Source organism: Nitrospira marina (assembly GCF_059568365.1).
This window is the reverse complement of record NZ_JCANTH010000001.1, coordinates 148099-174286: the sequence shown is the minus strand read 5'-3', so window position 1 is coordinate 174286 and position 26188 is coordinate 148099. Positions and strand designations below refer to the sequence as shown.

Here is a 26188-nt window from a genome sequence, read left to right as displayed (position 1 = left end):
GGTCTAATAGGTTATTTTGCGGCCATGGCCATATCGACAATGTCCGTTAACGGCGTTTTGCGGTCAAATACCTGAATATCAAAACCCTCATCCTGAAGCGCACGCATGGCCGCTAATCCCTGCAATTCGTTTGGCCCACCGCGGCGCACCCAAATCTTGACACCCTGAAGCTTGCCTTCCGCTTTAGCCTTGCGAAACGCGTTGATAATGCCACCAAAGGTCTTTTTGACGTCGGTAAAATTCGCAATGGCTCCACCCACAATAATATGCTTGATGCCAGGCAACGAGCAGACTTTTTCCGTCAGAACTTCCACTGCCCAGTCCGGTGGATCACCTGAATATTCTGCATAATTTGCAAGTTTGCCACCACGGGCCACCACCGCATCTGAATAATAAACGCTGGCTCCACCACCGGCAGGTAACATCGCAATATTGCCGCCGGGAATCTCAATGAGCTTGACTGAACCTTTCACCTTGGCATCAACCGCCATGACCTCTTCTTCATTTTTGGTATAGGCACGACCAAATTCGGCCGCAAACGGAAAAGTCCAGTCCTTATGCCGGAACTTGGCATCACCATCCAGAAGAGTCACCGCATCCAGAGCCATAAGTTCCCCGTGGCTACTGAGCACAACTGGATTCACTTCTACGTATTGAGCATCTTCATTATCAAAACAGGCATATAATTTCTTCAAAAATTCCGCCATTTTAGCGGCCGTATCGCCGGAAAACCCCGCATCCTTTACCAGGGAGGAAAGCGCTGAATCCGACAGGGTCTCACCGGTTTCGATGGAGACATGCTTGACCTTATCCCAATTAGATTCCACTTCGATGCCACCACAGGTTGCCACCAGGAGGTCCACGCCATCACGCGTAGATTTGGCTGCGGCATAATATTCTTCTTTGTGATCAACCGCCTCGGAAACAATCACCTGTCTAATCGTCAGGGTATCCAATTTTTTCCCAAGCATCTCCCGCACAGCCGCTTTCGCAGCCGCCAAATCCAAGCCGACCTTGACTAACCCCAATTTAAAACGAGAACCAAGCGCTTCATGCGCTTTAACCACCAGTTTACTTTTTTGGAGCCAATCATTGACTTGAGCTAACTGGTCAAATTCATCACTCGAGGTCACGACAGCATAATTGGGAGTTGAAATTCCCCATTTTCGAAGTAAACCCATTCCAGGGCCTTCAAGAACTTTTGCCATAATCCAACCCTTCCTTCAGGGACTCATCATGATGGTTAAGGACAAACGTAGCACAACCCGCCTGCCTCGCGGAACGGTGCATTGTACGAATGCCCTCCTCCCGCTGCAATCAATCAAAAGACCCATGAACCCCTTTCAAAAGTCCCAGTGCTCCCACGTGGAATGCCCATAAGAACACCACTACACCCTTAAAGAGAAACTTGTTTAAAATTAGTTATTTGAGGTGAGAAGCCCCCATCCCTACACTTAGTCCCAGACTTCTTTTAACCAACCTCGCAATGGCCTACGCTCTCTCCTGGTATGAGAACAAACCCTGCCCTGGATTTAGCCATCCGTCTTGTTGCTTTAACAACCCATTAACTTTACTCACTAAATTTTTGTTTTTCGTGACAACCTTGTGTTTGGGGGCTCGTCATCATTCATAACTCCTTCAGGAGTGGGAAATGATCTGGTCAGAATGCCTCCTGACTCCTGCGACTTAATTGGTAAAGAAACCCCTTCTTTTCTACTCCGGCATCTTTTCGGGGAGGCCAGTTGAGCGGGACTTCTTCTATTGCCACAATAAATTTCTCTTTAAACCCATGTTCGACGGTATCAAATCCCAGTCTATTTGGATCACAAAACAGGGCTTTCCCCTTTGGGGTAAGCACTTGTCCAAGGATATGAGAAATGCCGGCTAATATTCCTTCGTCATAAAAAACTTCACTGCCTATTACCAAATCATAAAAACACTTTTTTGGTCCAATCTTTTCCGTCCAATCCAACAGGCATGTGTCAAAATTGCTGATATGATTTAGACGACAGGACTCCTTTGTTGCTTCAAGTGTAATAGGCACCATATCAGAAAACATGGTGAATGCCCCGAGCCGAGTAGCAACCACTCCGGCCAACCCTGTTCCGCAGCCAATTTCCAGAACCTTGACGCCTTGCAGTTTTGATGGGAAAAACCGATGAATGAGGCATTCTGATAAGGCCACTTCAGAAGGCCAAATTCGATCCCAGTACCCCCATCCGAGGGATTCGTCATCCCGTGCATCTAGTGGGGTTTCACTAGAGATGTCTCGCTTGGTCTTACAGACAATGGGAACAACCCCGATTTTGGGAAGTGTCACAATTTTCACATGACTCACAGAAATTATCTCCCCAAAAAAGGCGAGCCGGGCTCCGTTTGGAACCCGGCTCGTTGCACACATCCCCAGTATAAGAACAATACCGGAAGACCAGCCTACGTTGAGAACCTAGGCTAAGCGACTTAAGATGGCATTGAAAGTCGCGCTGGGACGCATGGCGGTCATCACCTTGGTTGGATCGGGACGATAATACCCGCCAATATCCTGAGCCCGTCCCTTTGCCGCTTTAATCTCTTCAAGAATTGTATCGACTTTGGACTCCAACTCTTTTGCGATCGGGGCAAATTGCTTTTTTAAGTCCTGATCATCATTCTGTGCGGCGAGTTCTTGCGCCCAGTACATGGCCTCGTACACATGACTTCCCGCATTGTCCAATTGCCCCAATTCACGCCCTGGGGCCTTCCGGTTGTCCATAAGCTTTCCGGTGGCCTTGTCCAAAGTGTCCGCCAGAATTTTTGCTTTTTTGTTGTTTTTGACTTGACTCAAATGGGCAAACGACTCGGCTAAGGCGAGAAACTCTCCGAGGGAATCCCAGCGTAAATGTCCTTCTTTGACAAACTGCTGTACATGCTTCGGGGCCGATCCTCCGGCTCCGGTTTCAAACAGACCTCCACCATTGATGAGTGGAACGATGGACAGCATTTTGGCGCTTGTTCCTAACTCCAAAATGGGGAATAAGTCAGTGAGATAATCCCGAAGCACATTTCCAGTAGCCGAAATGGTATCGAGGCCGTCCTTTGCACGTTTGAGGGAGTGCTTCATGGCATCCACCGGTGCCATAATTTGGATGTCCAGCCCTTTGGTATCGTGATCCTTAAGGTAGAGATTCACTTTTTCAATGACTTGGGCGTCATGAGCCCGATTTTTATTGAGCCAGAATACCACCGGGGTCGAAGAAGCCCTGGCCCGGTTCACAGCCAACTTAACCCAATCCTTAACGGCAACATCCGTCGTATAACAACTGCGCCAGATATCGCCTTTTTCAACATCGTGTTGCAGCAAGACATTCCCTGCTCCATCCAGCACTCTGACTACGCCTTTCCCGGTGGATTCAAATGTCTTGTCATGTGACCCGTATTCTTCGGCTTTTTGTGCCATTAAACCCACATTGGGGACGCTACCCATGGTAGACGGATTGAATTCGCCATTTTCGCGACAAAAATCGACCACTGCCTGATAGATACCGGCATAACTCCGGTCAGGAATGATGGCTTTCATGTCATGTTCTTTGCCATCAGGTCCCCACATTTTCCCCGAGGTTCGCAGTGCAGCCGCCATGGATGCATCAATGATGATGTCACTCGGCACATGAAGGTTGGTAATGCCCTTGTCGGAATCCACCATCGCCAGTGCCGGTCCATTTTTGAGGCAGTCCTGGATATCTGACTCGATTTCCTTCTTTTTGGCCTCCGGTAAATTTTTAATTTTGGCCAGGATGTCACCTAATCCGTTATTCGGGTTGGCGCCCAATTCAGCGAACGTTTTTTCATGCTTTTTAAAGACATCGTCGAAGAATGCCCTCACCGCATGACCAAACATGATGGGATCCGAAACTTTCATCATGGTGGCCTTCAGGTGTAACGACCACAAAATGTCCTTCTGTTTGGCATCTGCTACCTGCTCTTTAAAGAACTGACGCAATGCCTGGCAACTCATCTTGCTGGCATCCAGTACATCACCCTTGTTGAGGGTTAATTTATCTTTCACGACGGTAACGTTACCATCGTCTGCCACAAATTCAATTTTTCCCTTTCCGGCAGCTTTCTCGTTGATGGTTACGGACTTTTCATTGCCGAAAAAATCTCCGGTCGTCATGTGCGCCACGTGTGTTTTGGAATCTTTTGTCCATTTACCCATTTTATGCGGGTTCTTTTTGGCGTATTGTTTGACCGAGGCTGAAGCCCGACGATCGGAATTCCCCTGCCGCAGCACCGGATTGACCGCGCTTCCCTTCACTTTGTCATATTTGGCCTTAATGTCTTTTTCTTCTTCGTTTTTAGGATCTTCAGGATAGTCAGGGATCGCATAGCCCTGAGATTGTAATTCAGCAATCGCACCCTTAATTTGTGGGAGCGATGCACTGATGTTTGGTAATTTAATGACATTGGCATCCGGCTTCTCAACGACCTCGCCTAATTGAGCCAGATCATCCGGCTGTCGTTGCTCAGGCTTGAGCTTGTCAGGAAATTGGGCAAGAATTCTTCCCGCGAGGGAGATATCTTTGGTGCCAACGGTTACACCTGCCGCTTTAGCAAATGACTGAATGATTGGAAGAAATGATCCACTGGCCAGCTCAGGCGCTTCATCAACTTTCGTGTAAATAATGTCTGGTTGTACACTCATGGCATTTACCCCGTTAAAAGTTAACTAAGAACACGTTTTTCCTGGAAAGAACTCGCCTCAAACACGCAATTGGGGAACTCAACAAGCGGTTAAGATGAAATCTTTAAACCAATCCCCACGCCGTGGCAAGAAAACTATTGTAAGAATGGTGTCACCCTTCTGCAATCAATCAAAGGACCCATGTCGCCACGAATCAAAAGTCTCAGGAAAGATGCGGAAAAAGGGGAAGTTTGCGGAAAAATTTTACCCGAAAAAGTAAACTCACCTAGAAACTGGAAGTTAGAGGAATTATTGAGAGTTCGCCTTGCAGGCGAATTTTTTGAGATTTATCAGTCGAGTAATAGAAAAAGTCTTAGAGAGATGCTAGAGAAGTTGTTGCCAACTGAGGGTTGCAACCGGAAGCACTCGAAGGGACGCGGCGATCGGACAGGTATCCAGAGCTATCTTCACCTCGCCATTCAGTATCTGCATCTGGTCTGCCAAGAGGGCACCCTGAATGACTGAACTCCCAATTCCACCATCAAACGTCACTTGCCCAGCGACAATGATGAGCCCTTCCCAATGAAAAGGCGCGGAAATGTTTAGATTTCCCTTTACCAAAAGTATGCCATATCCATTGAAATTCAGAGCGGCAAGTCGGCTCGAAAATCCCCCTGCAAGCGATTCGGCATACAACAGGGCAGGATTCCCAGGCGCCCCAAGACTCCCACCGACAAGATCTCCTGAAATGACCTGAGCGCCTCCCTTGAGGTTATCTAAAACCTTGACTAAATCCAGGAATTCCGAGCCCGCTTGTGGCGTCGGGGGATTTCCTGTGAAAGTGGCGGTTCCTGCCAACGCACCTGCAGGCCCCAAGTGCACCGGGGGTCGACCTCCTGCCAGGAGCCCACAATTATCAAATCCTTCTATGGCTGTGGTTCCGCCAGCAAATACGACCTGACTATTTGCATATACGGCGGCCAACAATGGCGGCCCAGACGGGTGTGCAACCTCCACTTGAATCAGGGACGTGGCACCTTCTACCTGACCCTGGCTGATGATGATTTCGACTGGGGAATATGGAGTGGGATTTGCTGACGTAAATGACGTGGGAATGAGTTCACTTTCTGATGCAAATCCAAAGAAGACCAGGCTGCCTCGGTTATTTATTGAATGCGTCGCGCTTATTCCATCCCCATCTTGATAGTGAGGGGTCAGAGAAGTGTGTCCCGCGCGTTCCGCATCATACTCGGTTTTATGACGAATTTTAGTCCAGTAAGGGAGATCAGTTTGCACACTATTGGGAAGAACTGCCGTATTGGTAAGATTTCCACTCAAAGGAAAATAGTTGGTGAAAACCCCTGAATATTCAGGATCATACTGTGGTTTCCACTCAGGGGAGGACAACACATAGGCGGACCAGTTTGCTTGCAGGATGGGAGAAGGATCGCCGAGATATCCTGGATTGGAAAAGGAAGATCCACCCAAACGAACGACGGTTTCTGCGATGCCCGCCTCTGCGGCATAGAACGTAGCCATTGCCCTTCGGAAATTTCCACTGATTTGGAGATCGGTGGACGTGGCAAACAGAATCGTCGCACCCATAATTGTGGAAATAGCGACCAACAACAAGGCTGCAATGAGCGCTCCACCCATGGAATTGTGACAAGGCCTCATTCCTTCCCTGCTAGTGAATCCGATCATGATTGGCCATTTCTCATCGTGATTCGGGAATGGAGAGTCACCGTTCGATATCCACCGTTTTTGGCATACTGTGGATCAGGCTGTGACGTTCGGGCTGTCACCGAAATTCTCACTTGTCGAATAGCTTTGGAATTTGTGGTCGGGTTCCCAGCCTGATCAAGATAGTCTATGACAAACGCTTCAATGTCCTCACCAAATGGTTGATTTCCTCCACCGGTATTTCGCCGGAGCATGTGGGTCGAGGCATCATAGACAAAGACAATCGATTCATTGGCATCACTGGTGATGCCATTACCATTTATGTCAGCCTTGATAGAGAGCTTTTGGGGATCATACGTAATCCCCTCAAAATCATTAGCAAGATCGGAATCACGATTCACTCCGCGAGGATCATAACCGGCCATCAGGATTTCCCTGGTCACCAAATCCACCACCACGCGAGCCTGTTGCTGCATGTCCAGGATTTGCTCTCGCACACCCTGGGCTTTGAGTTCTTGAATATACAGAGTATAGACCACACTCACTGTCAGGAGACTCAAGCTCAGGGCCACCACGACCTCAACGAGGGTATACCCCTGAGGGGCCCCTATCGAAACATGTGGCATCTGCGTATTCACTTTTACTTTGTGAGATAAGTGGTAAGGGTGGTGGTATGCGCATCGTGATCCCACCGCACTTCGACCGTGACAGTGTGTAACCCGGATATTGGAAAATGGGGTTGAATCGTGAGCGTTCGTTGATGATGACTCGCACCGGCAATTGAGCCATAGGGTTCCTTATTAGTCCATGTACCGGTAAACGAACTGGGCACTCCATCCCGGCGCACGTCTTCCAATTTTTCCTGGGCGAGGGTGACGGCTCTGGTCATTTTTTCACTCGCGGTCATGCCCGTATGAGCGACAACGGAATAGCCTGCAAATCCAAGGAGCGCCAGGAAAACCACCACCAGGGCCATGAGCACTTCTAACAAAGAGAACCCTCGTTGATCTCGCAGGCAACTCGTCACGCGATATCCCTCATGCATCATGATATTCATTAAGACTTCACTTTTACCCGTCCGGTTATGCTAACCGTAATAATCCGTTTTCCGGCTGAATTGGACAGGGTAATAGAAGCTAAGCTGGACGCCGTTCCTCTTGGCAGAAAGGAGGGATTGTTGGTGGCCGTCATCATGACATCTCGAAAACTCTCCTGAATATCGCGAGCGACAAGATGTTCGCCCGGGTCGGACTTTCCATTATTATTATCATCATCCAATAACACATACCGATGATGATCCTGAAAGAAAACTCGTTGCCTATTCCGCTCAATCACAGCCTTCATTTTTGCCCCTAAAAGGTCAGAGGACACCTGTCTGGCTGCTCCATTCAAGCGCCAATGAGGTAACTGGGATACCAACCAGGCCTGAGCTAACATCAAGACTACCCCGATAATGCCAAGCACGATGATTAATTCAGTGAGGGTAAAACCTCTGGTACACAAAAGAGATCTCTTCAATCGTCTTGTCCCTGTTAGAGTAACGTCTTGAACCGACTCCGTGTGGTCGCATCTGCCTTGCTGAATTCGTTGGGTACTTATAACAACCCATGAAAATACCAGTGCCATAATTCCGTTCCCCACACCACCGCGATCAGACCGCCAAGCGCTAGATATGGTCCGAAAGGAATGTATTGGCCTCTTTCAAGGACCTTCGTGGCCAGCAATATTATCCCGACAACCGCGCCAACCACTGATCCCACCATCAGGGTTAGTATGGCCTGCTGCCACCCCAAAAAGGCTCCCACCATGGCCAAGAATTTGATATCACCACCTCCAATGCCTTCTTTTCCGAACAAGAAGGGACTGACCCACGCGAGAGCTAGTAAAATCCCCCCTCCCACCAACAGACCGATAAACGAATTGACCCAGCCCGTCGGTAGGAGAAAGGATGCGCACAAAAAGCCAATCACAATTCCAGGTAATGTAATCACATCCGGAATAATTTTGTGGTCCCAATCAATCCAAGCCACCACAAGGAACACCGACACCAACCCCGCATATACGATCGTGGGCCACGTGAGCCCAAACCGCCAGACCACCAGGAGATAGCCTAAGCCATTTGCCAACTCAATAATGGGGTATCTTCGCGGAATACCCGCATGGCAAGCTCGACACTTTCCCAGTAGCCAGATAAAACTCAAAAGAGGAACATTGTCATACCAGCAAATCTGGCTGCCGCAATGGGGGCATGCCGACCGAGGAGCCACTACTGATTGTCTCTTTGGCACTCTGTGCACACATACTGTCAAGAAACTCCCAATGATCGTTCCCAGAATAAAGACGCTCGGCCAAACAATCCAGTGAGACATAAAAGTCACATATTCCGTAGTTAATTCGACTAGGGTGAGTTTACGTATTCTTTCGGTTTACAATCCTAAAATGACCTGATATTCTCCCTTAGATAATTCGCCTAGAGGAAATGCCTGAGGTACCCATGACCAACCAACTAAAACCGGATAAATTGGACATGCCACCTATTAAGCGAAAACGCCCAGAGGCCCTGACTCAACGCGAGCAAGAAATCCTGCAACTCATCTGGTCAGGGTTGAAGAATAAAGAGATTGCACAGCAATTAAAAATTAGCGTCAAAACGGTTGAAGCCCACCGGGCCAATATGATGAAGAAGGTTCGGGTTTCTAATGCCGCCCAACTGCTCAACGCCGCAATTCAGGAAGGCCTGATTCAGATAAAATAATTTCCGCATGGCTCTTATGGTTTTTGAGTCCGTTGCCGAACTGCTTCGAAGAGTGTCACTGCTACGGCAACTGACAAATTCAGCGAGTTCATCCTTCCAAACATTGGAATTCTAACGTGTTGATCGCATTTTTTTAGCACAATCGGCCGGATCCCTTCTCCTTCACTTCCAAACACCAGCGCAACGGGTACTGTGAGGTCTGCCTCTGAATAGAATTCAACTCCTTCCGGGACTAATGCGACAGTCCTGATGTCCCGCTTCTGACATGTTTCAAGAAACTTTCCCGTATTGGTTACACGGGCAATGGAGACATGCTCTAAAGCCCCAGCCGATGCTTTGGCCACTCCACCCGTCAGACCCACGGCACGGTGCTTGGGGATGACAATCCCATTTCCGCCTGCCGCCTCTACCGAACGCACAATCGCGCCTAAGTTATGTGGATCCTGGATTTGGTCTAACACCACTAATAAAGCAGGGGTATGGTTAAGAGAAAGTAGGTCCAGCAACTCCTCTCCCTCCAGATACTCCTTGGCGGAAACCTGAGCCACCACGCCCTGATGATGTCGATCGCCAGCTAAGCGATCTAATCGCTCCCTTGATTCGACAGCCAGGGAAATACCACGTTCCCTCGCCAATTTTACAATGGGAAGAAATCGGCCATCAGCCCGAAGAGTCCAAATTCGTTGGACGGGCCGAGACTGCGAGTGGAGAGATTCTAGAACCGCATGAAACCCGTAAACCGTTGCCGGGGGTTCATCGCTTCCATCGTGTGGTGCCATCGGGTCGGTCTTCCAGGATGATGCCTTGTTCGGCTAATTCATTTCTGATGGTATCAGCGGTAGAAAAATCTTTTTGAGCCCGAGCTTCATTGCGAAGGCGAATTTTTTCCTCGATCCAATCCGAACTTACGAAACGAGAAGCCTCCACAGAACCACCACCACTAATTATTGTAGAACCGTAAGCGGTTTTCTTTCCTTCTGCCTTCAAAGAACCGCCACCCTTTATCGTTGCAGAACCGTATGCAACAAACGGCCATTCTTTAGGATTCAACTGGAATAACCCGAGCGGTTCGCCAAACTTTTTCAGTGCCTCTTTGACTTTTTGTTTAGCCTGGCTGGATAACCCCTTTCCCAATAATTTATTGATCTCTCCTCGAAGTTCGTGAAAAGCTCCGAGCACCTTGGGTGTATTGAAATCATCATCCATACTTTCCTGAAATTTTTTGGCAAAATGATCCGAGACGCGCCCCCACTCTTCGTTACCTTGATTATCCGCTTGAGTATCGAATTCCTCCAGTCGCCGAATGAGTCCATAGATGGAATCCATAGCCGATTTGGTTTCGGAAATGGATTGGTCAGAAAAATTGATATCGCTCCGGTAATGCGTGGAGAGGAGGTAATAGCGAAGACATTCCCCGGTTACGATTTCTGAATATGGTGATTTCTCGAAAATCTCTCGAATCGTAAAAAAATTCCCCAATGACTTGGACATTTTCTCTTGATCAATCGTTACAAACCCGTTGTGAATCCAATACCGGGCAAACTCCTTTCCCGTGTAGGCACAGGACTGAGCCACTTCATTTTCGTGATGCGGGAAAATGAGATCCTTCCCCCCTCCATGGATATCGAATGTTGGACCCAAGTGCTTGATCGACATGGCCGAACATTCGATATGCCAACCCGGTCGACCTTTACCCCAAGGGCTCTCCCACCCTGGCTCATCCGGCTTTGCTGATTTCCAGAGAGCAAAATCCATGGGATCTTTTTTCCGATGGTCGACTTCAACGCGAGCACCGGCCAATAATTCTTCCAGATTCCTACCGGATAATTGGCCATACTGACTGAACTTTCTGACTTCAAAATACACGTCACCTTCCACCTCATAGGCAACGTCCTTCTCAACTAATCCCGCAATCATGTCCACGATATCCTGGATATGGTGAGTCGCCCGAGGCTCTATTGTGGGGGAAATAATTCCCAATCGCCCCATGTCGCGATAAAAGGCTTCGATATATTTTTCCGTCACCTGAGTCCAGGGAATACCTTCTTTGTGAGCTCGTTGGAGAATCTTATCGTCCACATCTGTAAAATTTCTGACATAGGTTACCTGGTAACCGCTGTACTCCAAATACCGCCTGATGGTATCGAAAACTAACGCACTCCTGGCATGTCCAAGATGACAATCATCATATACCGTGACCCCGCAAACATACATCTTAACCTGATTCGGCGTCAGCGGGAGAAACAGTTCTTTCTTTTTTGTTCGGGAGTTATACAGGGTGAGAGACATGACTTACTGTTCTCGAGTTGGCGCGGGATGTGTGAGTTTTTTTCCATGATGTTGGACCAGCCAAAATCCAAGCACCAACATCACCACAAAGACAATGGAAAATAAGTTGAAGTACTTTTCGATGAGTTCTTTGACCCATGGGCCCATGAATTGGATAGCACCTGCAACGAGAAAAAACCGACCGCCCCGACTGATAAGTGAGGCCACCATAAAAGTTCGAAAGTTCACATAAAACGCTCCTGCCCCAATGGTAAAAATTTTGTACGGAATGGGGGTGAAGCCTGCAATGAGAATAGCCCAGGCTTCATACCGTTGAAAATACTGATGCACCAAATCCATTCTGGCTTGCCCCATAAATTTAAGCAGAAGAGGCCGTCCCCCAAACCATCCGATTCCATATCCAAAAGCTCCTCCAAGTACAGACCCCACTGTCGCAACCGTTGCGTACCACCAACCCAGGCTTGGATTGCCAAGAGTAAGCGCAATGACTAACACATCAGGAGGCAATGGGAAAAATGAAGATTCGGCGAAAGCGAGACAGAATAAGACCGGAACTCCATAGGGAGAGTCAGACCACGATAACATCCACTCGTATAATTGTTTGCCCAATTCCATATTTGTTCAGTAGAAATTGCTGGTTCTCAGTCCCTCGTAGACATTTTGGTTATACTGGAGATCGCTTACCTTTCCCAGAAACCTTGATTGGTTTTCGCAAGGATTGTTTTAAGGGGAACAGAGCCTTCTCCCACCCCTTCAGCGCCTGCATCGCAGAATAATCGGTCAAATCCAAATGAAGTGGAGAAATTGAAACCATTTGATTGGAAACGGCGTCATGATCAGAATGCTTTCCTCTAGCCCATGATTCTCGTTGTCCGGCAATCCAAAAATATCGATTACCTCTCGGATCTGTCTTTTCGACTACGGGATTGAGATAACGTCGCTGGCTCAAACAAGTTATTTGAACACCGGCAATGTTCTCCAATCGACGACTCGGAACATTCACGTTCAATATGGTTTCTTCAGGAAGCCCACCATCTAAAACCCGTTTGGCAACCAAAAAGGCAAAATGGCCTGCGACGGCATATTGGCATTTTGGTAAGTCTTCCAGGGAAATAGCAATAGAAGGAATCCCATGAAGCATACCTTCAATGGCACCGGCAACCGTTCCGGAATTGGTAACGTCATCACCCAAATTCCATCCATTATTAATACCTGATACCACCAATTTTGGCAGGCACGCCGACAGAAGATGACACACGGCTAGTGTCACGCAATCCGCTGGGGTCCCATTAACGGCATACCATCGTTTTTTCAGAGGACGCAGCCTCAATGGTTTATGCAATGTCATCGACCGCCCAACGGCATTTTGGGTTTTCTCTGGGGCCACAACCCAAACTTCCCCTAACGGCCTCAGAGCCTCAGCCAACACCTTGATGCCAGGAGCATTTATTCCATCGTCATTGGTAACCAAGATGTTTGGTCGGGGAGAAGAAAAGATCATCTAAGCCTTTTACTTTATCAGTAGCTTGTACTAACCGACAGCCTATCCCTTTATGAATCCTTAATTTTTCCTGATGGCAAAGAAAAGCCCGCCCCAATTATTCTTGGGACGGGCTTTTGGTTTTGCTATTTTTGCTACTTTACTGATTCTAAATGCTCTTCATAAAATGAGCAACCGCTGCTGGATCCACCGTTCCCATGATATGAGACTCTGGAACCGTGTTCGACTTCTTACCGGTTAAACCACATTCCACTTCATCCGTAATCATCTCAACTGGCATGGACATCCCACCGTAGACATGTGGGCCGGCCACAATTTTTGCGTTTGAGAAACCATAAATTGCCGTAGCCACATCTTTGGCCAACCATCCGACATAATTAAATTCCGGGATAACAATAAGCTTGGCTTTGCCACACAGCTCTCTTAGTTCATTTGTTGGGAAAGGGCGCAAGGAACGAATTTTGATTAATCCTGCCTTAATGCCTTTCTCTTTACATTGGCGAACCGCTTCGCGGGATTGTGCCGCAGCACTCCCCGAAGCAATAAGGAGAACATCTGCGTCTTCCACATCCTGAGCTTCTAACAATCCATCCATATATTGATTAATATATTTCCGTGACCGTTCTACGCCAGCCCACACTTCCTGCTGCCACACCGCATGAATGTTGTAGGCCATAAAATTAGATTTTTGCACTGGAGCATCACGGGACAATCGAGCTGGAGGGTTCTCCGCATCTAAAACCGGGACCGACCCTCGGTAGGGGTCTCGAGGCGGGAGCTTGAGCCCACGATCCTGCATCGAACAATACCCTCGAGCATGAGTCACAAAAAAACCATCACAACAGACACCCACTGGAAGGGTCACATCATTTTTTTCGCTGATGATAAAACCCTTCATAATAAAGTCGAACAGATCCTGTTGATTTTCCGCATGAAAGACCAACATTCCGCTGTTTAAAAGGTAAGCAATTTCAATATTATCAGGTTGGATAGCCAATGGAGCATTCACGACCCTGCACGTAAACATGCAAACAGCGGGAAGGCGGTGACCGGCCCATGAGACAATGGGCTCAAGACCTCGCAATGTTCCGGGACCAGCTGTAGCCGTAAAAGCTCGAACCCCTGCACGGGAAGCGCCAGCAATTGCCGACATGACCCCATATTCTTCCTCACCTCGATAGAATTCCTTCACATACCCTTCACCATACAAGACTCCGATTAATTGCAAGGTTTCGCTTTGTGGGGTAATGGGATAGGCCACGGACATATCTACATTTGAGCGCCTCACCGCCTCTTTTGCACATTCACTCCCGGTAATGAATTCCCGTTCACGTGGAGCCTCAAAAAACATATATTCTGGAGAGACAACCCTCTGGCGCTTCGCCTCTCCATGAGGGTCCTTTCTTCCCTTTTCGCTATCAACCGATGGTGCAGCCGGCGCACTCGTGATTGGATCACCTTGGGGATTGGTTTTAACTTCTGATTCAAGGGCTTCGCTCATGGTTTGACCCCCTTATTACTTAAATGAAAATTTACAGATATACTCATGCTTCTCTTTGCATATGTTCAGGTTTATGGCCAAACGCTGCTGCGTCTCCATCAACCGGGCTTTCAATACTAAAATCCAGAGGATTGGTGTGTGTTTTTCCACCATGGACCTTGGACTGTAGTCCAGTAAAACGAACATTATTGCCACTTTCTGGTAATTTTATCCCCATTTCTTCTCGTACCCGCTTAAAAACTGCTGCAACCCTTCGGATCTTTGTGGCATCAGAATCTCGAACCGTGAACATGGCATCCTCATGCCCTTGTTCCGCACAAATAGCAGATGTCCAGCAATTGGTTCCAGCTCGAATCATTTTGAGAGTTAGGTTAGCATAGTGACAATGGACCCCGATAAAAATACAGGCTTCAATCTTATTTCCCCATATTGTCAGATTGGGATGATTCGGATTGATCACTTCCTCCGGTTCAACCTTTGGGTACTTGGGGCGATAATCCGGCATGGGAATGACGAGCACATCGGGCAATTGGGCTGCTAGCTCTAATACAGCTCTAGCCTTATCGGCCGCATGATCATTCCAATTCCACAAAACCATCGGACCAGGGAAAATGGTTGCATTCTTTCGAGTCAACATTGTACGCGCCATAGCTTCCATTGCCAGCTCTTCCGCAACAACATGGCCAAACTTCAAACCATAGCCTTGTTCGGGCGTCAGGACACCAAGTTCCGCAGCAGATGGTGGATGAAAACCTTGTGGCCCTGGGGCCACGATTGCTTCTTCTAACTCTTTCGTTAATTCCACGTTGGACTCCGATTAATGAGTATGAAATGACTGGAGAATGAAAAACTTTTCTTAGATTATCCCCTCAGCGGACTAGCGAGAACCGGTTTAGTATTTTTTTCCAAGTAGGAAATATTTTCAGTAAGTGCCGCATCCCCAATTTGATCAATCATTTCCATTTTAATGGCATGATGCTTGGCCATATTGTCACACACCCATACGCATTGTGCGCAACCCTTGCAACGATCAACGGCGACATAAGCCGACCCATACTTTAAACCCCTGTCCTTTCCCGCCTCCGTATCATACTGAATCGTATTGGCTTCCGGACAGTATTGTGTGCACAACTTACAGCTGGTTGCAGCACAAATATCTATATCTATATTTGCAACAAGATACATCGCTCTCCCCTTTCAATTCCTTCTATTTTCGTTTTTAGACCGAAGCCTTTGCCGCTGCTTTATTTGCCGCACTAGTTGTTTGGTCAGCCATTGAGGAGGCTCCCAATGTCCATCCATTATCGACAGCATAATCCCAACCAGCCTTTACCACCGCTAAATTTTTCTCAATCAATTCCGCCTTCTTCTTGAACTTTCTTTCCACCACACTATCCAATGCAGCAGTTCCACCTGACACCACAAAACCTTTTCCGAGAAATCTATCTTTCACAGCCTCTCCGGTGGCCTCTATAGTCGAAAGTCCCGTAATTGCGCCGATGGCTCCTACCATCGCCATATTGGTGGCCAAATCAATTCCCGCCACATCTAAAGACATTTGGGTGGCTGGAAGGTAATAAATTTTTGCACCCAGTTCTTTCAATTCGGCAGCTTGATCCGGCTCAAGATTCATGGGTGTATTGCTATTAATAAGAACGACTCCCTCTTTTTTTAACCCATAATAAAATGGATTCGTGTAGCTCTTACCATGGGTAATGCACTGTGGATGAAAGACCATGAGGATATGGGGAAAGGTAATTTCTCCAATTTCATAAATCGGTTCATTTGAAACACGAACATAACTTTCTACGGGAGCCATTCGCTTTTCAGACCCATAAAACGGAACGATGGTGCTCTCTCCCCCAGCATTAATGACCGCTGTGCTAAAAATGTGGGATGCAGTCACCACACCCTGACCACCAACGCCTGCCATACGAATGTTATAACGAATAGCCATTTTCAACCTCCTCAATTTTCATAAGAGCATCTCAACCAAGCACGCAAACTATCGGGGAGACGACTACGCTTTTGTTACTGCAGCTGCAGGCTTGGGTAGATATTCTTTGTACCCATATAATTCCCCTAAATACTGCTTGGCTTCGTCTGTAAGATATTCAGAAAATGCATAACGATCATTCTCGACATCTTTGGCATCTTCCATCACTTTATCTGTTGGAATCGCGTATTCAATATTACATGAGGTATAGGCTTGGATATACGTTGGGCCAACTTCTCGCGCAATCAGGACCGCTTTTTTAATGACACTTTCCACTCTTCTTGGATTATTGGGAACCACTGTCGCCACATAGGCACACCCCGCAACCTTGGCCATTCCTAACATATCCATCTTTTCAAATTTTTTCCCTAAAGGTGCCATCTTCAAAACTTGGCCCTTGTTGGTCATGCCACTTTCTTGACCACCGGTATTCCCATATACTTCGTTATCCAACATGATGGTCGTAAATTTTTCCTTTCGAAACCAGGAATGCAAAGTTTGAGCAAAGCCAATGTCTGCCATTCCCCCATCCCCCGCCATCACGACAACATCTTTAGGGCGATCTCCAAATCTCAAGCGAAGTCCGCGTGACAATCCACTGGCCACCCCATTTTGATCGCCGTAATTTCCATAGACAAAAGGAATAGCTGCCTGAGAGATGGCTAATCGCCCGCATCCTGCAGTACCAACTGTAATCGTATCTTCTGGATTTGGGAATGCAATAATAGCCAATCGGATAAACAAGGTCATCGCGCATCCCGCACACATAGGATGTTCCTCTAAGATTTCCTTAAACGTTCCCACTTGCGAAACAGAGGTTTTTTTCCCAAAAGGACCATGTTCGACCATATCCCTATATTCTTTTGGCATGAATTTTCCGAAACCGGGCGTGAATTTTACGTAATCGAGACTCATATCGGGCCTCCTCCTTGGTTAAAAGCAAAAGTAACCATCACCATCAATTTTTAGAAACAACTCTGGGATAGGTAAAATACCCCAATAAGACAAGAAATTAACAAAGAAAACAAATTATTGTCAATTTAACGGGTAGACTTAAATTTCAAATAATATTTCCTTGAATGTCCTGAGCATTTTCTAAATTTCCTTCACAAACCAAAAATGCATCAACATCTTCTAAGGTTAATCTATGCAATTGCTATAGATAATTCAACACAAAAGAAGGCCCACCCTCTATAAAAGAAGACCCAGTCTCGAACGAAACGGCTTAGGTCTTTTGTCCCGAACTTTTCAAAAGAAGGTGTAAGTGGAAGTGTAGCAAGAAAAAATCACAAGCAGACCTGGTAGATAATTAAGAAATCTCCAAGGCCTGAATGGGCAGGCTAGGCTAATCCAAAATGTAATGAATGGGATCTACGACTCTATCATTTACAGCCACTTGATAGTGAAGATGGGGTCCCGTAGAAAACTTTCCCGTGCTCCCGACTAGACCGACAAGATCGCCTCTTTGAACTTTATCACCATATTTCACATTAATTTTGGACATATGACCATAGGTCGTTTCTATGCCGTAACCATGGTCAATACGAACAAATTTCCCCATACGCCCATCATAGGCGGCCACGACGACTTTCCCCGCTGCAGGAGAACGAACTTCGGTACCAGTAGGAGCACCGATATCAATACCTGCATGCAAGGCTTTTTTACCCGTAAAGGGGGAGACCCGTGGACCAAACTTTGAGGTTAAGGCTCCTTTAACTGGCCAGATGGAAGGGATGGAGGCCCATTGATCAGCTTTTTGCTGGGCTGCGGCAGATAGCTCTTCCAAAATTTGACTTTCCAATTCAGTTTGTTGATTTAGCCACTCTAGTCCAGCCTTAATCTCGGTTATTTTTCGGTCCATGGTCGAATTTAAACCAGAGACCTCAGAGGACGTACCTGTTTTTTCAATTGAAGTCTTTAACTCCCAGGACGCCTCTTCCTGGACCCCATCGTATGGCATCTCCTCATATGGCAATTCCTCTCCCCCCTGGCCAGGGAGACCCGAAGGAAGCCCCTGAATCTCATCCGCCTCAAGACCAAACATGGTTTGGAGCTTCCGATTAAGGGTCTCAAGCGCTAACATCCGCTTTTTCATTCCATCTACTTCGGTTGAAAAATTACTGGTTCGAGCACGCGAGGTCGTTAATTCTTGTTTTATTTCTCCTAATTCACTCAGTTGGCTCCACTGGTAAACATAATGCGTAATAACCCCACCCTGAACGAGCAGCAACACTAACCCCACAATCATTCCATACTTCACAAGAGATTTTCGGAGTTTTAGGCGCCAGGGATTTGAGCGGGCCCCACGAAAGATTATAACCGTCAACGTATCTTCAGACTCTTTCATAATTCACCCAAATTATAAAATTAAGAGCATTAAGGTTTTCATTCATGCATGCAGACATTGAGCCCAGAAACACTTTCCCTTACTCCTCAGTCATGCCGACCCGACCCTTGGTTGTGTCTCGAATCCAGGCTAAATATTCTTCACTCCCAAGCTGAATAGGGAGAGCAATGATTTCAGGAACCTTATAACTGTGATTGGCTTTCACCATGGAAACGAATTGGTCAAATGACCGTCTCACAGTTTTTGCCAATAGCAAAAATTCCTGTTCCTCAGCAATTTTCCCATCCCAATGAAAAATTGATCGCACGCCTGGAATAATATTGACGCAAGCGGCTAATCCGTTCTTCACCAAAATCCTTGACAGGCTTATAGCCTCTCCCTCAGAACCTACCGTCACCATTACGACCATTTCTTCCATATAAAAATGCTACCAAGTGCCTGAAATCTTGAATGAAAGAATAAGATCTCATGAATTCATGAGAGACGACAACGAACGTCCTTGTAAGATGTCAGTGTTTCCTAATCATTATCGGCCGTTTTTTCAATTCCTGAAGCTTAAAATAATCTTCTGCTTACCAAATATCAACCAGATATTTCATATTTTTTCTGGATACTTCACATGGCAATAAATTCAATCACTTAGCGTGGCATTAGCCGGGTTGGGTCTTCGTTGGCCAAGCCAATCAAATCTGCAATGGCGGGTTTTAAGGCCTCTTGCATAGCCTCAGGATAACTTTCGACAGCATTTTCAAGACCATAATACGGTCCATCAAGCTGCGTCCCTTCGAATTCCATTGTCATATTCCATAACACTTTCGACGGATCATTCAGGGGGGTTAATCGAAGATCAAGCTCCAGAGCGGTAGTGGTTTCACTCATGGGAAGGCCTAACATCCAAAAAACCACTCCCACGGGAGCTAATAGATACGAGTACAATCGACGGTTCCAGTCAGTAGAACGGAGACGACCTCGAAAGGCCACATCCGCCTGTTGTTGTCCTTCATCTTTGGCAAAATCAACCGAGGAAAAAATTTCTGCGTGCTTTAATTCCGCAACGATGGATTGAGCAAGATCATTAGCCGGATCAAATTTGACGACATCCACCTCTTCAGGGTTGGGTGCGGCCTCAGGACGTTGATATCGTGTGTCTCCATAGGGAACCAGAGGGATGGCGGCCTTCCAATATTCCTCTTTAACCTCATTTCCCCTCAAATCTTCTAAGGGAAGAACAATGGCTTTAGCGGGGATTGGCGCGGCGGCTTTTTCGTTCAGGAATGAGCCCGTCGAGGCCGGGGGGTATTGCCATTCCCGCTTCCCAAGACAGCCAGGTACAGTAGAGAGACAGAGAAATACCATTACCAATAGAGACAGACGAATGCGAGAGACCCTCATGTAAATGCTCCTTTCAAGTTTGTCAGTGCTCTTGGCATAAAAACTTTGCAGCCAACAGCCCTAGAGGATCCAGAAAAAATTTCTGGCAATTTTTTGAGGATGACATCTCTTTTTTCTTCAAGAAATGATTCTTTGAACCTCTTTCTCCTTTATCATCAGTACTCTTCTTCAACCACTTATAAAGCGCCATACATCTAGCAAGTACAATTTGGAAACGCAACAATGCTTCCCCTCAGAAGACCCTCCATATATCTTGGCATTGGCCAAAGGCCTCTTGAACGAAAACATGGGGGAAGGGAATTCAAACCTACCTCAGCATGACCAGGTCAGGAAGGGAAGCCGCCTGCCCGACCCAGGTGCTCCTGAAATTCTGCATACGAACGAGCTACTGGGAATTGGGGAAATTCCTGGATAATTGAATCAGGAGGACAGAAAAAAAATCCGGCGTCGGCTTCCTTTAACATTGAAACATCATTATAGGAGTCTCCTCCCGCCAAGACTCTGAACCCGATACCTTTCATCGCACTGACAGCATGTCGCTTTTGATCATGTTGGCGTAAGAAATAATCCGTGATAAACCCATGGGAATCAACTCCCAATGTATGGCAAAAAATAGTAGGGAATTCGAGCTTCTTCATAAGTGATCCGACAAACTCATAATACGTGTCCGACAATATAATAATTTGACATCGTTCCCGCAGCCAAGCAATAAAATCAGGAACGCCCGGGAGGGGAGAAATCGTATTGGCAACTTCCTGAATATCCCGAAGAGTAATGCGATGCGCTTTCAGGACTTCCAGTCGTTTTTTCATTAAGACATCATAATCCGCAACATCCCTGGTGGTCAGACGTAGCTCCTGTATACCAACTTTATCCGCCAAGGCTAGCCAGATCTCAGGAAATAACACTCCTTCCATGTCCAAACAGGTAATAACCGGCTGCGCCATCAAGACCTCTTTTCTTGATTAATAATCAAAAATGATCCTAGCCATCAAAAATCTCAGTGGATCATAAAAGAATTCCTGGGTTAGCCACAACTAGAAAAATCAAAGGGGGACCAAGCCACTTTTACTGTATGCGGTCACTCGCAGAAATGGTTAGGAGGTGGGAGGAATTAAAACAACCCAAGAAGATCTTTCGGATTTTCACAATAAAAGTCAGGACGTAATGCTGCAACTTTTTCTCGATTCCCATACCCATACCCTACGGCACAAGCTCGAATTCCCGCCGCCTGAGCTGCTCGAACATCATTCGTACTATCCCCAATCATCACCGTATCAGAAGGATCGACGCCCAATCCCTCAAGTGCCCGCAACAACATTACAGGTTCTGGCTTCAATTCCATCGTATCCCGAGGAGCTTCGACATGATGAAAGAGATCCTGGGCATGTAACCCATCCACAATTGAAAGGGTATACTCTAAGGACTTGTTGGTCACTATAGCTTTTCTTCGGTCCTGATAATGATGAAGCACCTCCCAAATGCCAGGGTAAAACCGTGTGGTTTCCACGCAATGCTCTAGATAATGTTTTCGAAAAATCTCCAAGGCTTTTTCATATTGATCAAAATTTTCTTCCCCCACCGATAACCGCAATAGCCGCTTTACCCCGTCACCCACAAAACTAAATATTTCTTCCCGTGATCGTAAGGCCAATCCCAAATCCCTCAGCGTCAGGTTTACCGAGGTGGCAATATCTATTTTCGAATCGATCAAAGTTCCGTCAAAGTCAAAGAACAACACTTCCGCACGCCATGTAGTCATTGTTGAACATCTTTCTCATTTGTAAGCTCTAATTGTTGTTTCAAAGAATTGAGCAGATTTTTTCTTTCCGGCCCAGATTCATTTAACTCCGCCCAACGAACAAAATCGACCAGACGTTGACGTCCCACATGTGGAGGCAATTGAGGCCCTACAATTTGCCACCGGTCCCCAACCGCCTTCAGATGAAAATATTGTATTTCACGATGTGGATTGGTCACAAACGTTGCGCGTTCCCAGTGCATCGTTCCTAACACCTCGAAAATTACCGGAATTTTGGCCTCTAGCCCATTAATAACTTCCCATTGAGACACATCGTCCACCACCTCATATTGAGAAATCACGACTACATGTCCCCAGACCGGTTCTTCCAGCCAGGCCACAAAGGGTCTCACCACTTCCCAGGAATGCGCCTCCAACCGAACGCCTTTTTTATCCAGGGAAAGATATTTCTGTAAAATTTTAGTGGGATCTTCAGTGATGTGGCCGCCAATGGCCTGAAGAGAGCTTGCACTGAACACCACAATACCCAAAACACACAGTAAGACCCGCATGAACCACGACAACAGGCTCACAATGAATTTGGGATTGGCGATTGAGCCATGACCACACAAAAACCACTGGAGGAAACAGCGACTTATCCTTTAAACAGGATAACCAGAATTATCCCCAATAAGAGCCAAAGAGGAATGGACAACATTAAACCCCATGCCAAGCCTTGAGCTGTTTTTAAGCGGCCTTTAAGGGTTTGTTTTTCCAACGCTTTCGTTACCCGCAACCTGACGTCCTCGAGATGGAAGGGTTTGGTAATATAATCATCGGCCCCACGATTAATAGCCTCCACCGCTGTGCCAATGGAGGGATGTCCAGTAATCATCAGAAAAATCACCTCATCATTTTTGACCTCCCGGATACGCCTCAACAATTCCATGCCATCCATATTGGGCATAATCAAGTCCGCCATTATCACGTCAAAGTCACCCTTACGATATTGTTTCAGGGCCTCTTCACCATTTTCGGCCATGACGACGGTATAACCCAATGATAGCAAGAACTCTGACAGGGCTTCCCGAACCCCCTTGTCGTCATCCACAACCAAGATGCGTTCAGCCATTTCTTTCCACCTTTTCCTTATCAGAGAATTCCATCTAAAACGACAGACCTGAATGTCGAAATCAGGGTAATTCGACCACCACAACATCCGGCGGAACATCGAAAGTGAGCTGACTGGACGAAAGACCCGTATTCGCCTGAATGTGGTCAAACATTACATGAGAGATATTCCCGCTCACCTCAAACAAGGTAATACCCTGAATAAAATACGTATCAGGAAAGAGTTTGAGCACAATTTTCTTGATAGTTGGAGGGGTTTGGTCAACAGGCTTGGGGACTAAGGTGAGACTCGGGAACTTTTCATTATCTTTCGAGCCATCTGCGGATTCCAGAATCGTAAATTGCTGAGATAGATTTCCTGCCCCCTGCAGAAGAGCTAGGGGACCCTTAGACGCGGCCATTTGCGTAAGCGCCCCTTTGACCACCTGCTGATGCTCAGGGACATACATCATGACCTGATCACCATTCACATAAATCTGCTCTTCCGATGGATGAAGATAATCCCATCGAAGCAATCCAGGCTTTTTTAAATAGAGCCGCCCTGAAGAGGTAAACCCCGTCGTAAATCCCTCAAGAATGGTTTCCTGGACGAAGTCAGCTTGCAAATCTTTGGTCTGAGCATAACGAGCATCAACCTTCGCAACAATATCTTCCATGACGGAAACAGATGCAGCCGAGGTATCGGATACAGGCATCATAAAGCAAATAATGCCTAGATAGATGGCCCATCGCAGGAACGGCAGTGACATCATCCTATCTCCGCAATAACCGTACTTCGAGCGAGGACCTCTCGTCTCCCATCACGCCCTGGAGCACTCACCAGACCTTCCTCCTCCATTTGCTCAATCATCCGGGCTGCTCGGGGGTACCCCACACGCAAGCGACGCTGAATAAACGAGGCTGAGGCCTGTCCTGTGGTCATCACCAATTCTCTTGCCCGCTCATAGGTCTCATCGCGATCCTGTTCATCCACCGAGGGTTCCTGAACGGACTCTAGGGCCACCGGGTCATAGACGGGAGTGGCTTGGGATTTAACCCATTCCACTACCCCACGCACTTCCTCATCCGAGACATAAGGACCGTGCAGTCTGTTAATTCCACCGGTCCCAGAGGATAAAAACAGCATATCACCTTTTCCCAAAAGACTTTCTGCTCCATTCGCATCTAAAATGGTCCGGGAATCAATTTTGGAAGAAACCTGATAAGCGATACGTGCAGGAAAATTAGCCTTGATCAATCCAGTCACGACATCAACTGATGGTCTTTGAGTGGCCAAGACAAGATGAATGCCTGACGCACGGGCCATCTGAGCGAGTCGCGCTATGCGATCTTCAATATCCTTAGGCGCCACCATAATCAGATCGGCAAATTCATCAATGACCACTACAATGTAGGGCAACAAAACCCGCTCTTCTTGCGAAGATTCCAGCAGGGGGGCCCCTTCCTCCACATCCATCGATTGGCCTTTGCTCAGCTTCTTCACGGTCTGAAGTGGTGAACCCGACTCCTGAGAATCGGTAACTTTTTTATTATAGGCATCAATATTTCGAACCCCCAATTCCGCTAACACCTGGTAACGACGCTCCATTTCTTGTACGACCCACCCTAACCCACGAGCCGCTTCTTTGGGATTTGTGATAACCGGGCGAATGAGATGGGGAATCCCATCGTACACCTGCAATTCCAACACTTTGGGATCAATTAACAGGAGTTTCACTTCGTCGGGATGGGCGGTAAATAGGATATTCAATAACAGGCAGTTCAGCCCCACACTTTTTCCTGACCCTGTCGCACCCGCCACCAATAAATGGGGCATGGTACGGAGATCCGTCACCACCGGTCGCCCAAAAATATCTTTCCCCAAGGCCAAGGCCAGCTTGGAGCGGGCCCGGGTGAAAGCCTCTGATGTCAACATCTCTTTCAATCCAACCGTTTCCCGCTGGGGATTCGGCACTTCAATACCTACGGTGGATTTTCCTGGGAGAGGAGCCACTACTCGAACTTTTAAGGCTTTTAAGGCCATGGCCAGGTCATCAGCCAAATTCACAATTCGGGCGACTTTGATGCCGGGACCGGGAGCAAACTCATACATGGTAATCACTGGTCCAGGGTGCACATCCGTGACGCCTCCCTCGATCCCAAAACTTGCCAACGTGTTCACAAGAACTTCGGACTGAGATTTTAACACCGCATCGGTCTGATGAGCCGCCCGCGCAGCATGAGTATCCAGCAGATCGGTTGGGGAAGGCATTTGATATGACTTTGAAATTTTCTTGCGAGAAATAAAGGTGTCGTCGACTTCCTCAATGTGTGGAAGAGTAGGCGTTATCTCGATGGTAGCTGGCAGATCATCTCTTTTTATCTTGGATAATTTGGACTTGGGTTCCAAAGTTTCTAAAACCATCGCGCCGATACCACCACGAGCAGCCAATTGACGATTTATTCGAATCGATTTATTCATTTTTGGTTGGGACTCTGCTACCCACCAGTCTCGTTCTCTCACCGATTCCACCACAGTATTTTTGAGGCGTCCCAAAAAATTCAGGAGAGTTCGAGCAATTTGCCCAATCGATACCGGCACAAGCAAAAGGAAGGCAATGAGTAACAGTGCCCCTAGCATGATCGTGGCACCCGTGACCGCCAAGTACGATCCGAGCCCAGCCGCTACCCATTGTCCCACGACTCCACCCTGGCTTACCCCTAAGACATCCATGTCGGATACTTGAGGCTGGTCTGAAAATCGAAGATGTAGCAGTGCGCTGAAAGAGAGAACACCAAGCAGCGATCCCAGAAAACTGCCAGACGTAATACGAAGTTTTTCGCCCCATAGGACGCTTAAACCCAACACGATGAGCAAGCATGGCACTACATAAGCCCCCCCTCCCGCCACAGTGAGGAGGGAAAACGAGAGGGTAGCCCCAATCAGACCTACAGCGTTTTCGGGAATGGAATTTGAGGAAGGTTCCTCGGAAAAAAGAATCGGGTCTGAAGGAGAAAAAGTTGCCAGGCTGAGCAGCCCAAGAATGCCCAAAGTCGCGACTAAAATTCCCACAACTTGTGTGGTTAAGACAGAAAATCCCTTGGTTTGGTCTTTTGTTGGCTTGGTCTTTGAACTAGGGAAGATACTCATCAAAAAATCCTACCATAAGTGTTTCTATCGAGCAAACAACCCTTACGCATATGACAAGGTTA

27 protein-coding genes are annotated in these 26188 nt (G+C 47.2%); 1 reads left to right on the top strand and 26 read right to left on the bottom strand.

What is annotated here, in order from left to right; translation table 11 throughout:
- Positions 1–11: 11 nt before the first annotated feature.
- The 8 genes from LX98_RS00795 to LX98_RS00760 form a co-directional block, all read right to left on the bottom strand.
- Positions 12–1208, bottom strand: coding sequence for an ATP citrate lyase citrate-binding domain-containing protein (locus LX98_RS00795; protein ID WP_496427099.1), 1197 nt, complete (start codon positions 1206–1208; stop codon positions 12–14).
- A 452-nt stretch (positions 1209–1660) separates the two neighbouring features.
- The gene (locus tag LX98_RS00790; protein ID WP_496427098.1) at positions 1661–2338 is read right to left on the bottom strand and encodes a methyltransferase domain-containing protein; all 678 of its coding nucleotides are present in this window, start codon (positions 2336–2338) and stop codon (positions 1661–1663) included.
- A 108-nt stretch (positions 2339–2446) separates the two neighbouring features.
- Positions 2447–4681 (bottom strand): NADP-dependent isocitrate dehydrogenase, encoded by a 2235-nt coding sequence (locus LX98_RS00785; RefSeq protein ID WP_496427097.1) that lies wholly within the window; start codon positions 4679–4681, stop codon positions 2447–2449.
- A gap of 363 nt (positions 4682–5044) precedes the next feature.
- Entirely contained in the window at positions 5045–6337 is a 1293-nt protein-coding gene (locus LX98_RS00780; RefSeq protein WP_496427096.1) for a PilX N-terminal domain-containing pilus assembly protein, read from the bottom strand.
- Between the two features lie 23 nt (positions 6338–6360).
- Positions 6361–6969, bottom strand: a complete 609-nt coding sequence (locus tag LX98_RS00775; RefSeq protein ID WP_496427095.1) for a PilW family protein — start codon at positions 6967–6969, stop codon at positions 6361–6363.
- A 14-nt stretch (positions 6970–6983) separates the two neighbouring features.
- Entirely contained in the window at positions 6984–7400 is a 417-nt protein-coding gene (locus tag LX98_RS00770; protein ID WP_496427094.1) for a prepilin-type N-terminal cleavage/methylation domain-containing protein, read from the bottom strand.
- A complete protein-coding gene (locus LX98_RS00765) occupies positions 7400–7846 on the bottom strand; it encodes a GspH/FimT family pseudopilin (RefSeq protein ID WP_496427093.1) in 447 nt (148 codons plus the stop codon). Before LX98_RS00765 ends, LX98_RS00770 begins: the two co-directional genes overlap by 1 nt.
- A gap of 92 nt (positions 7847–7938) precedes the next feature.
- Complete coding sequence (locus LX98_RS00760; protein WP_496427092.1) at positions 7939–8712, bottom strand: prepilin peptidase; 774 nt, start codon at positions 8710–8712, stop codon at positions 7939–7941.
- 125 nt (positions 8713–8837) lie between these two features.
- Between LX98_RS00760 and LX98_RS00755 the strand changes: the two genes are divergently transcribed.
- On the top strand, positions 8838–9098 hold the full coding sequence (locus tag LX98_RS00755) for a response regulator transcription factor (protein ID WP_312644810.1): 261 nt from the start codon (positions 8838–8840) through the stop codon (positions 9096–9098).
- Positions 9099–9112: 14 nt separating this feature from the next.
- Here LX98_RS00755 and rlmB read toward each other — a convergent pair whose 3' ends face one another.
- The 18 genes from rlmB to LX98_RS00665 all read right to left on the bottom strand — a co-directional run bounded on the left by rlmB (position 9113) and on the right by LX98_RS00665 (position 26126).
- The gene (gene rlmB, locus LX98_RS00750) at positions 9113–9877 is read right to left on the bottom strand and encodes a 23S rRNA (guanosine(2251)-2'-O)-methyltransferase RlmB (RefSeq protein WP_496427091.1); all 765 of its coding nucleotides are present in this window, start codon (positions 9875–9877) and stop codon (positions 9113–9115) included.
- Complete coding sequence (gene cysS / locus LX98_RS00745) at positions 9852–11387, bottom strand: cysteine--tRNA ligase (RefSeq protein ID WP_496427090.1); 1536 nt, start codon at positions 11385–11387, stop codon at positions 9852–9854. Before cysS ends, rlmB begins: the two co-directional genes overlap by 26 nt.
- A gap of 3 nt (positions 11388–11390) precedes the next feature.
- Positions 11391–12002 (bottom strand): VTT domain-containing protein, encoded by a 612-nt coding sequence (locus LX98_RS00740; protein ID WP_496427089.1) that lies wholly within the window; start codon positions 12000–12002, stop codon positions 11391–11393.
- A 49-nt stretch (positions 12003–12051) separates the two neighbouring features.
- A complete protein-coding gene (gene surE / locus LX98_RS00735) occupies positions 12052–12888 on the bottom strand; it encodes a 5'/3'-nucleotidase SurE (protein ID WP_496427088.1) in 837 nt (278 codons plus the stop codon).
- A gap of 148 nt (positions 12889–13036) precedes the next feature.
- A complete protein-coding gene (locus LX98_RS00730; RefSeq protein WP_496427087.1) occupies positions 13037–14389 on the bottom strand; it encodes a transketolase C-terminal domain-containing protein in 1353 nt (450 codons plus the stop codon).
- A gap of 43 nt (positions 14390–14432) precedes the next feature.
- Positions 14433–15194: a carbon monoxide dehydrogenase beta subunit family protein gene (locus LX98_RS00725; protein ID WP_496427086.1), complete on the bottom strand. Its 762-nt coding sequence runs from the start codon at positions 15192–15194 to the stop codon at positions 14433–14435.
- A gap of 56 nt (positions 15195–15250) precedes the next feature.
- Positions 15251–15574, bottom strand: coding sequence for a pyruvate ferredoxin oxidoreductase (locus tag LX98_RS00720; RefSeq protein ID WP_312644824.1), 324 nt, complete (start codon positions 15572–15574; stop codon positions 15251–15253).
- Between the two features lie 34 nt (positions 15575–15608).
- Positions 15609–16346, bottom strand: a complete 738-nt coding sequence (locus tag LX98_RS00715; RefSeq protein ID WP_312647025.1) for a 2-oxoacid:ferredoxin oxidoreductase subunit gamma family protein — start codon at positions 16344–16346, stop codon at positions 15609–15611.
- A 63-nt stretch (positions 16347–16409) separates the two neighbouring features.
- Positions 16410–17300 carry a thiamine pyrophosphate-dependent enzyme gene (locus tag LX98_RS00710; RefSeq protein WP_496427085.1) on the bottom strand — a complete coding sequence of 297 codons (891 nt, stop codon included), beginning with the start codon at positions 17298–17300 and terminating at the stop codon, positions 16410–16412.
- Positions 17301–17730: 430 nt separating this feature from the next.
- A complete protein-coding gene (locus LX98_RS00705; RefSeq protein WP_496427084.1) occupies positions 17731–18732 on the bottom strand; it encodes a peptidoglycan DD-metalloendopeptidase family protein in 1002 nt (333 codons plus the stop codon).
- Positions 18733–18811: 79 nt separating this feature from the next.
- Positions 18812–19150: a divalent cation tolerance protein CutA gene (gene cutA, locus LX98_RS00700; RefSeq protein WP_496427083.1), complete on the bottom strand. Its 339-nt coding sequence runs from the start codon at positions 19148–19150 to the stop codon at positions 18812–18814.
- Between the two features lie 221 nt (positions 19151–19371).
- A complete protein-coding gene (locus LX98_RS00695; protein WP_496427082.1) occupies positions 19372–20124 on the bottom strand; it encodes a hypothetical protein in 753 nt (250 codons plus the stop codon).
- A 326-nt stretch (positions 20125–20450) separates the two neighbouring features.
- Positions 20451–21071, bottom strand: a complete 621-nt coding sequence (gene thrH, locus LX98_RS00690) for a bifunctional phosphoserine phosphatase/homoserine phosphotransferase ThrH (RefSeq protein ID WP_496427081.1) — start codon at positions 21069–21071, stop codon at positions 20451–20453.
- A 167-nt stretch (positions 21072–21238) separates the two neighbouring features.
- Complete coding sequence (locus LX98_RS00685) at positions 21239–21886, bottom strand: HAD family hydrolase (protein ID WP_312742148.1); 648 nt, start codon at positions 21884–21886, stop codon at positions 21239–21241.
- Positions 21883–22437: a hypothetical protein gene (locus LX98_RS00680; RefSeq protein WP_496427080.1), complete on the bottom strand. Its 555-nt coding sequence runs from the start codon at positions 22435–22437 to the stop codon at positions 21883–21885. The genes LX98_RS00685 and LX98_RS00680 overlap by 4 nt, the downstream gene beginning before the upstream one ends.
- An 83-nt stretch (positions 22438–22520) precedes the next feature.
- On the bottom strand, positions 22521–22997 hold the full coding sequence (locus LX98_RS00675) for a response regulator (protein WP_496427079.1): 477 nt from the start codon (positions 22995–22997) through the stop codon (positions 22521–22523).
- 61 nt (positions 22998–23058) lie between these two features.
- Complete coding sequence (locus LX98_RS00670) at positions 23059–23748, bottom strand: LolA family protein (RefSeq protein ID WP_312644841.1); 690 nt, start codon at positions 23746–23748, stop codon at positions 23059–23061.
- Positions 23745–26126, bottom strand: a complete 2382-nt coding sequence (locus LX98_RS00665) for a DNA translocase FtsK 4TM domain-containing protein (RefSeq protein WP_496427078.1) — start codon at positions 26124–26126, stop codon at positions 23745–23747. The genes LX98_RS00670 and LX98_RS00665 overlap by 4 nt, the downstream gene beginning before the upstream one ends.
- Between the last annotated feature and the right edge of the window lie 62 nt (positions 26127–26188).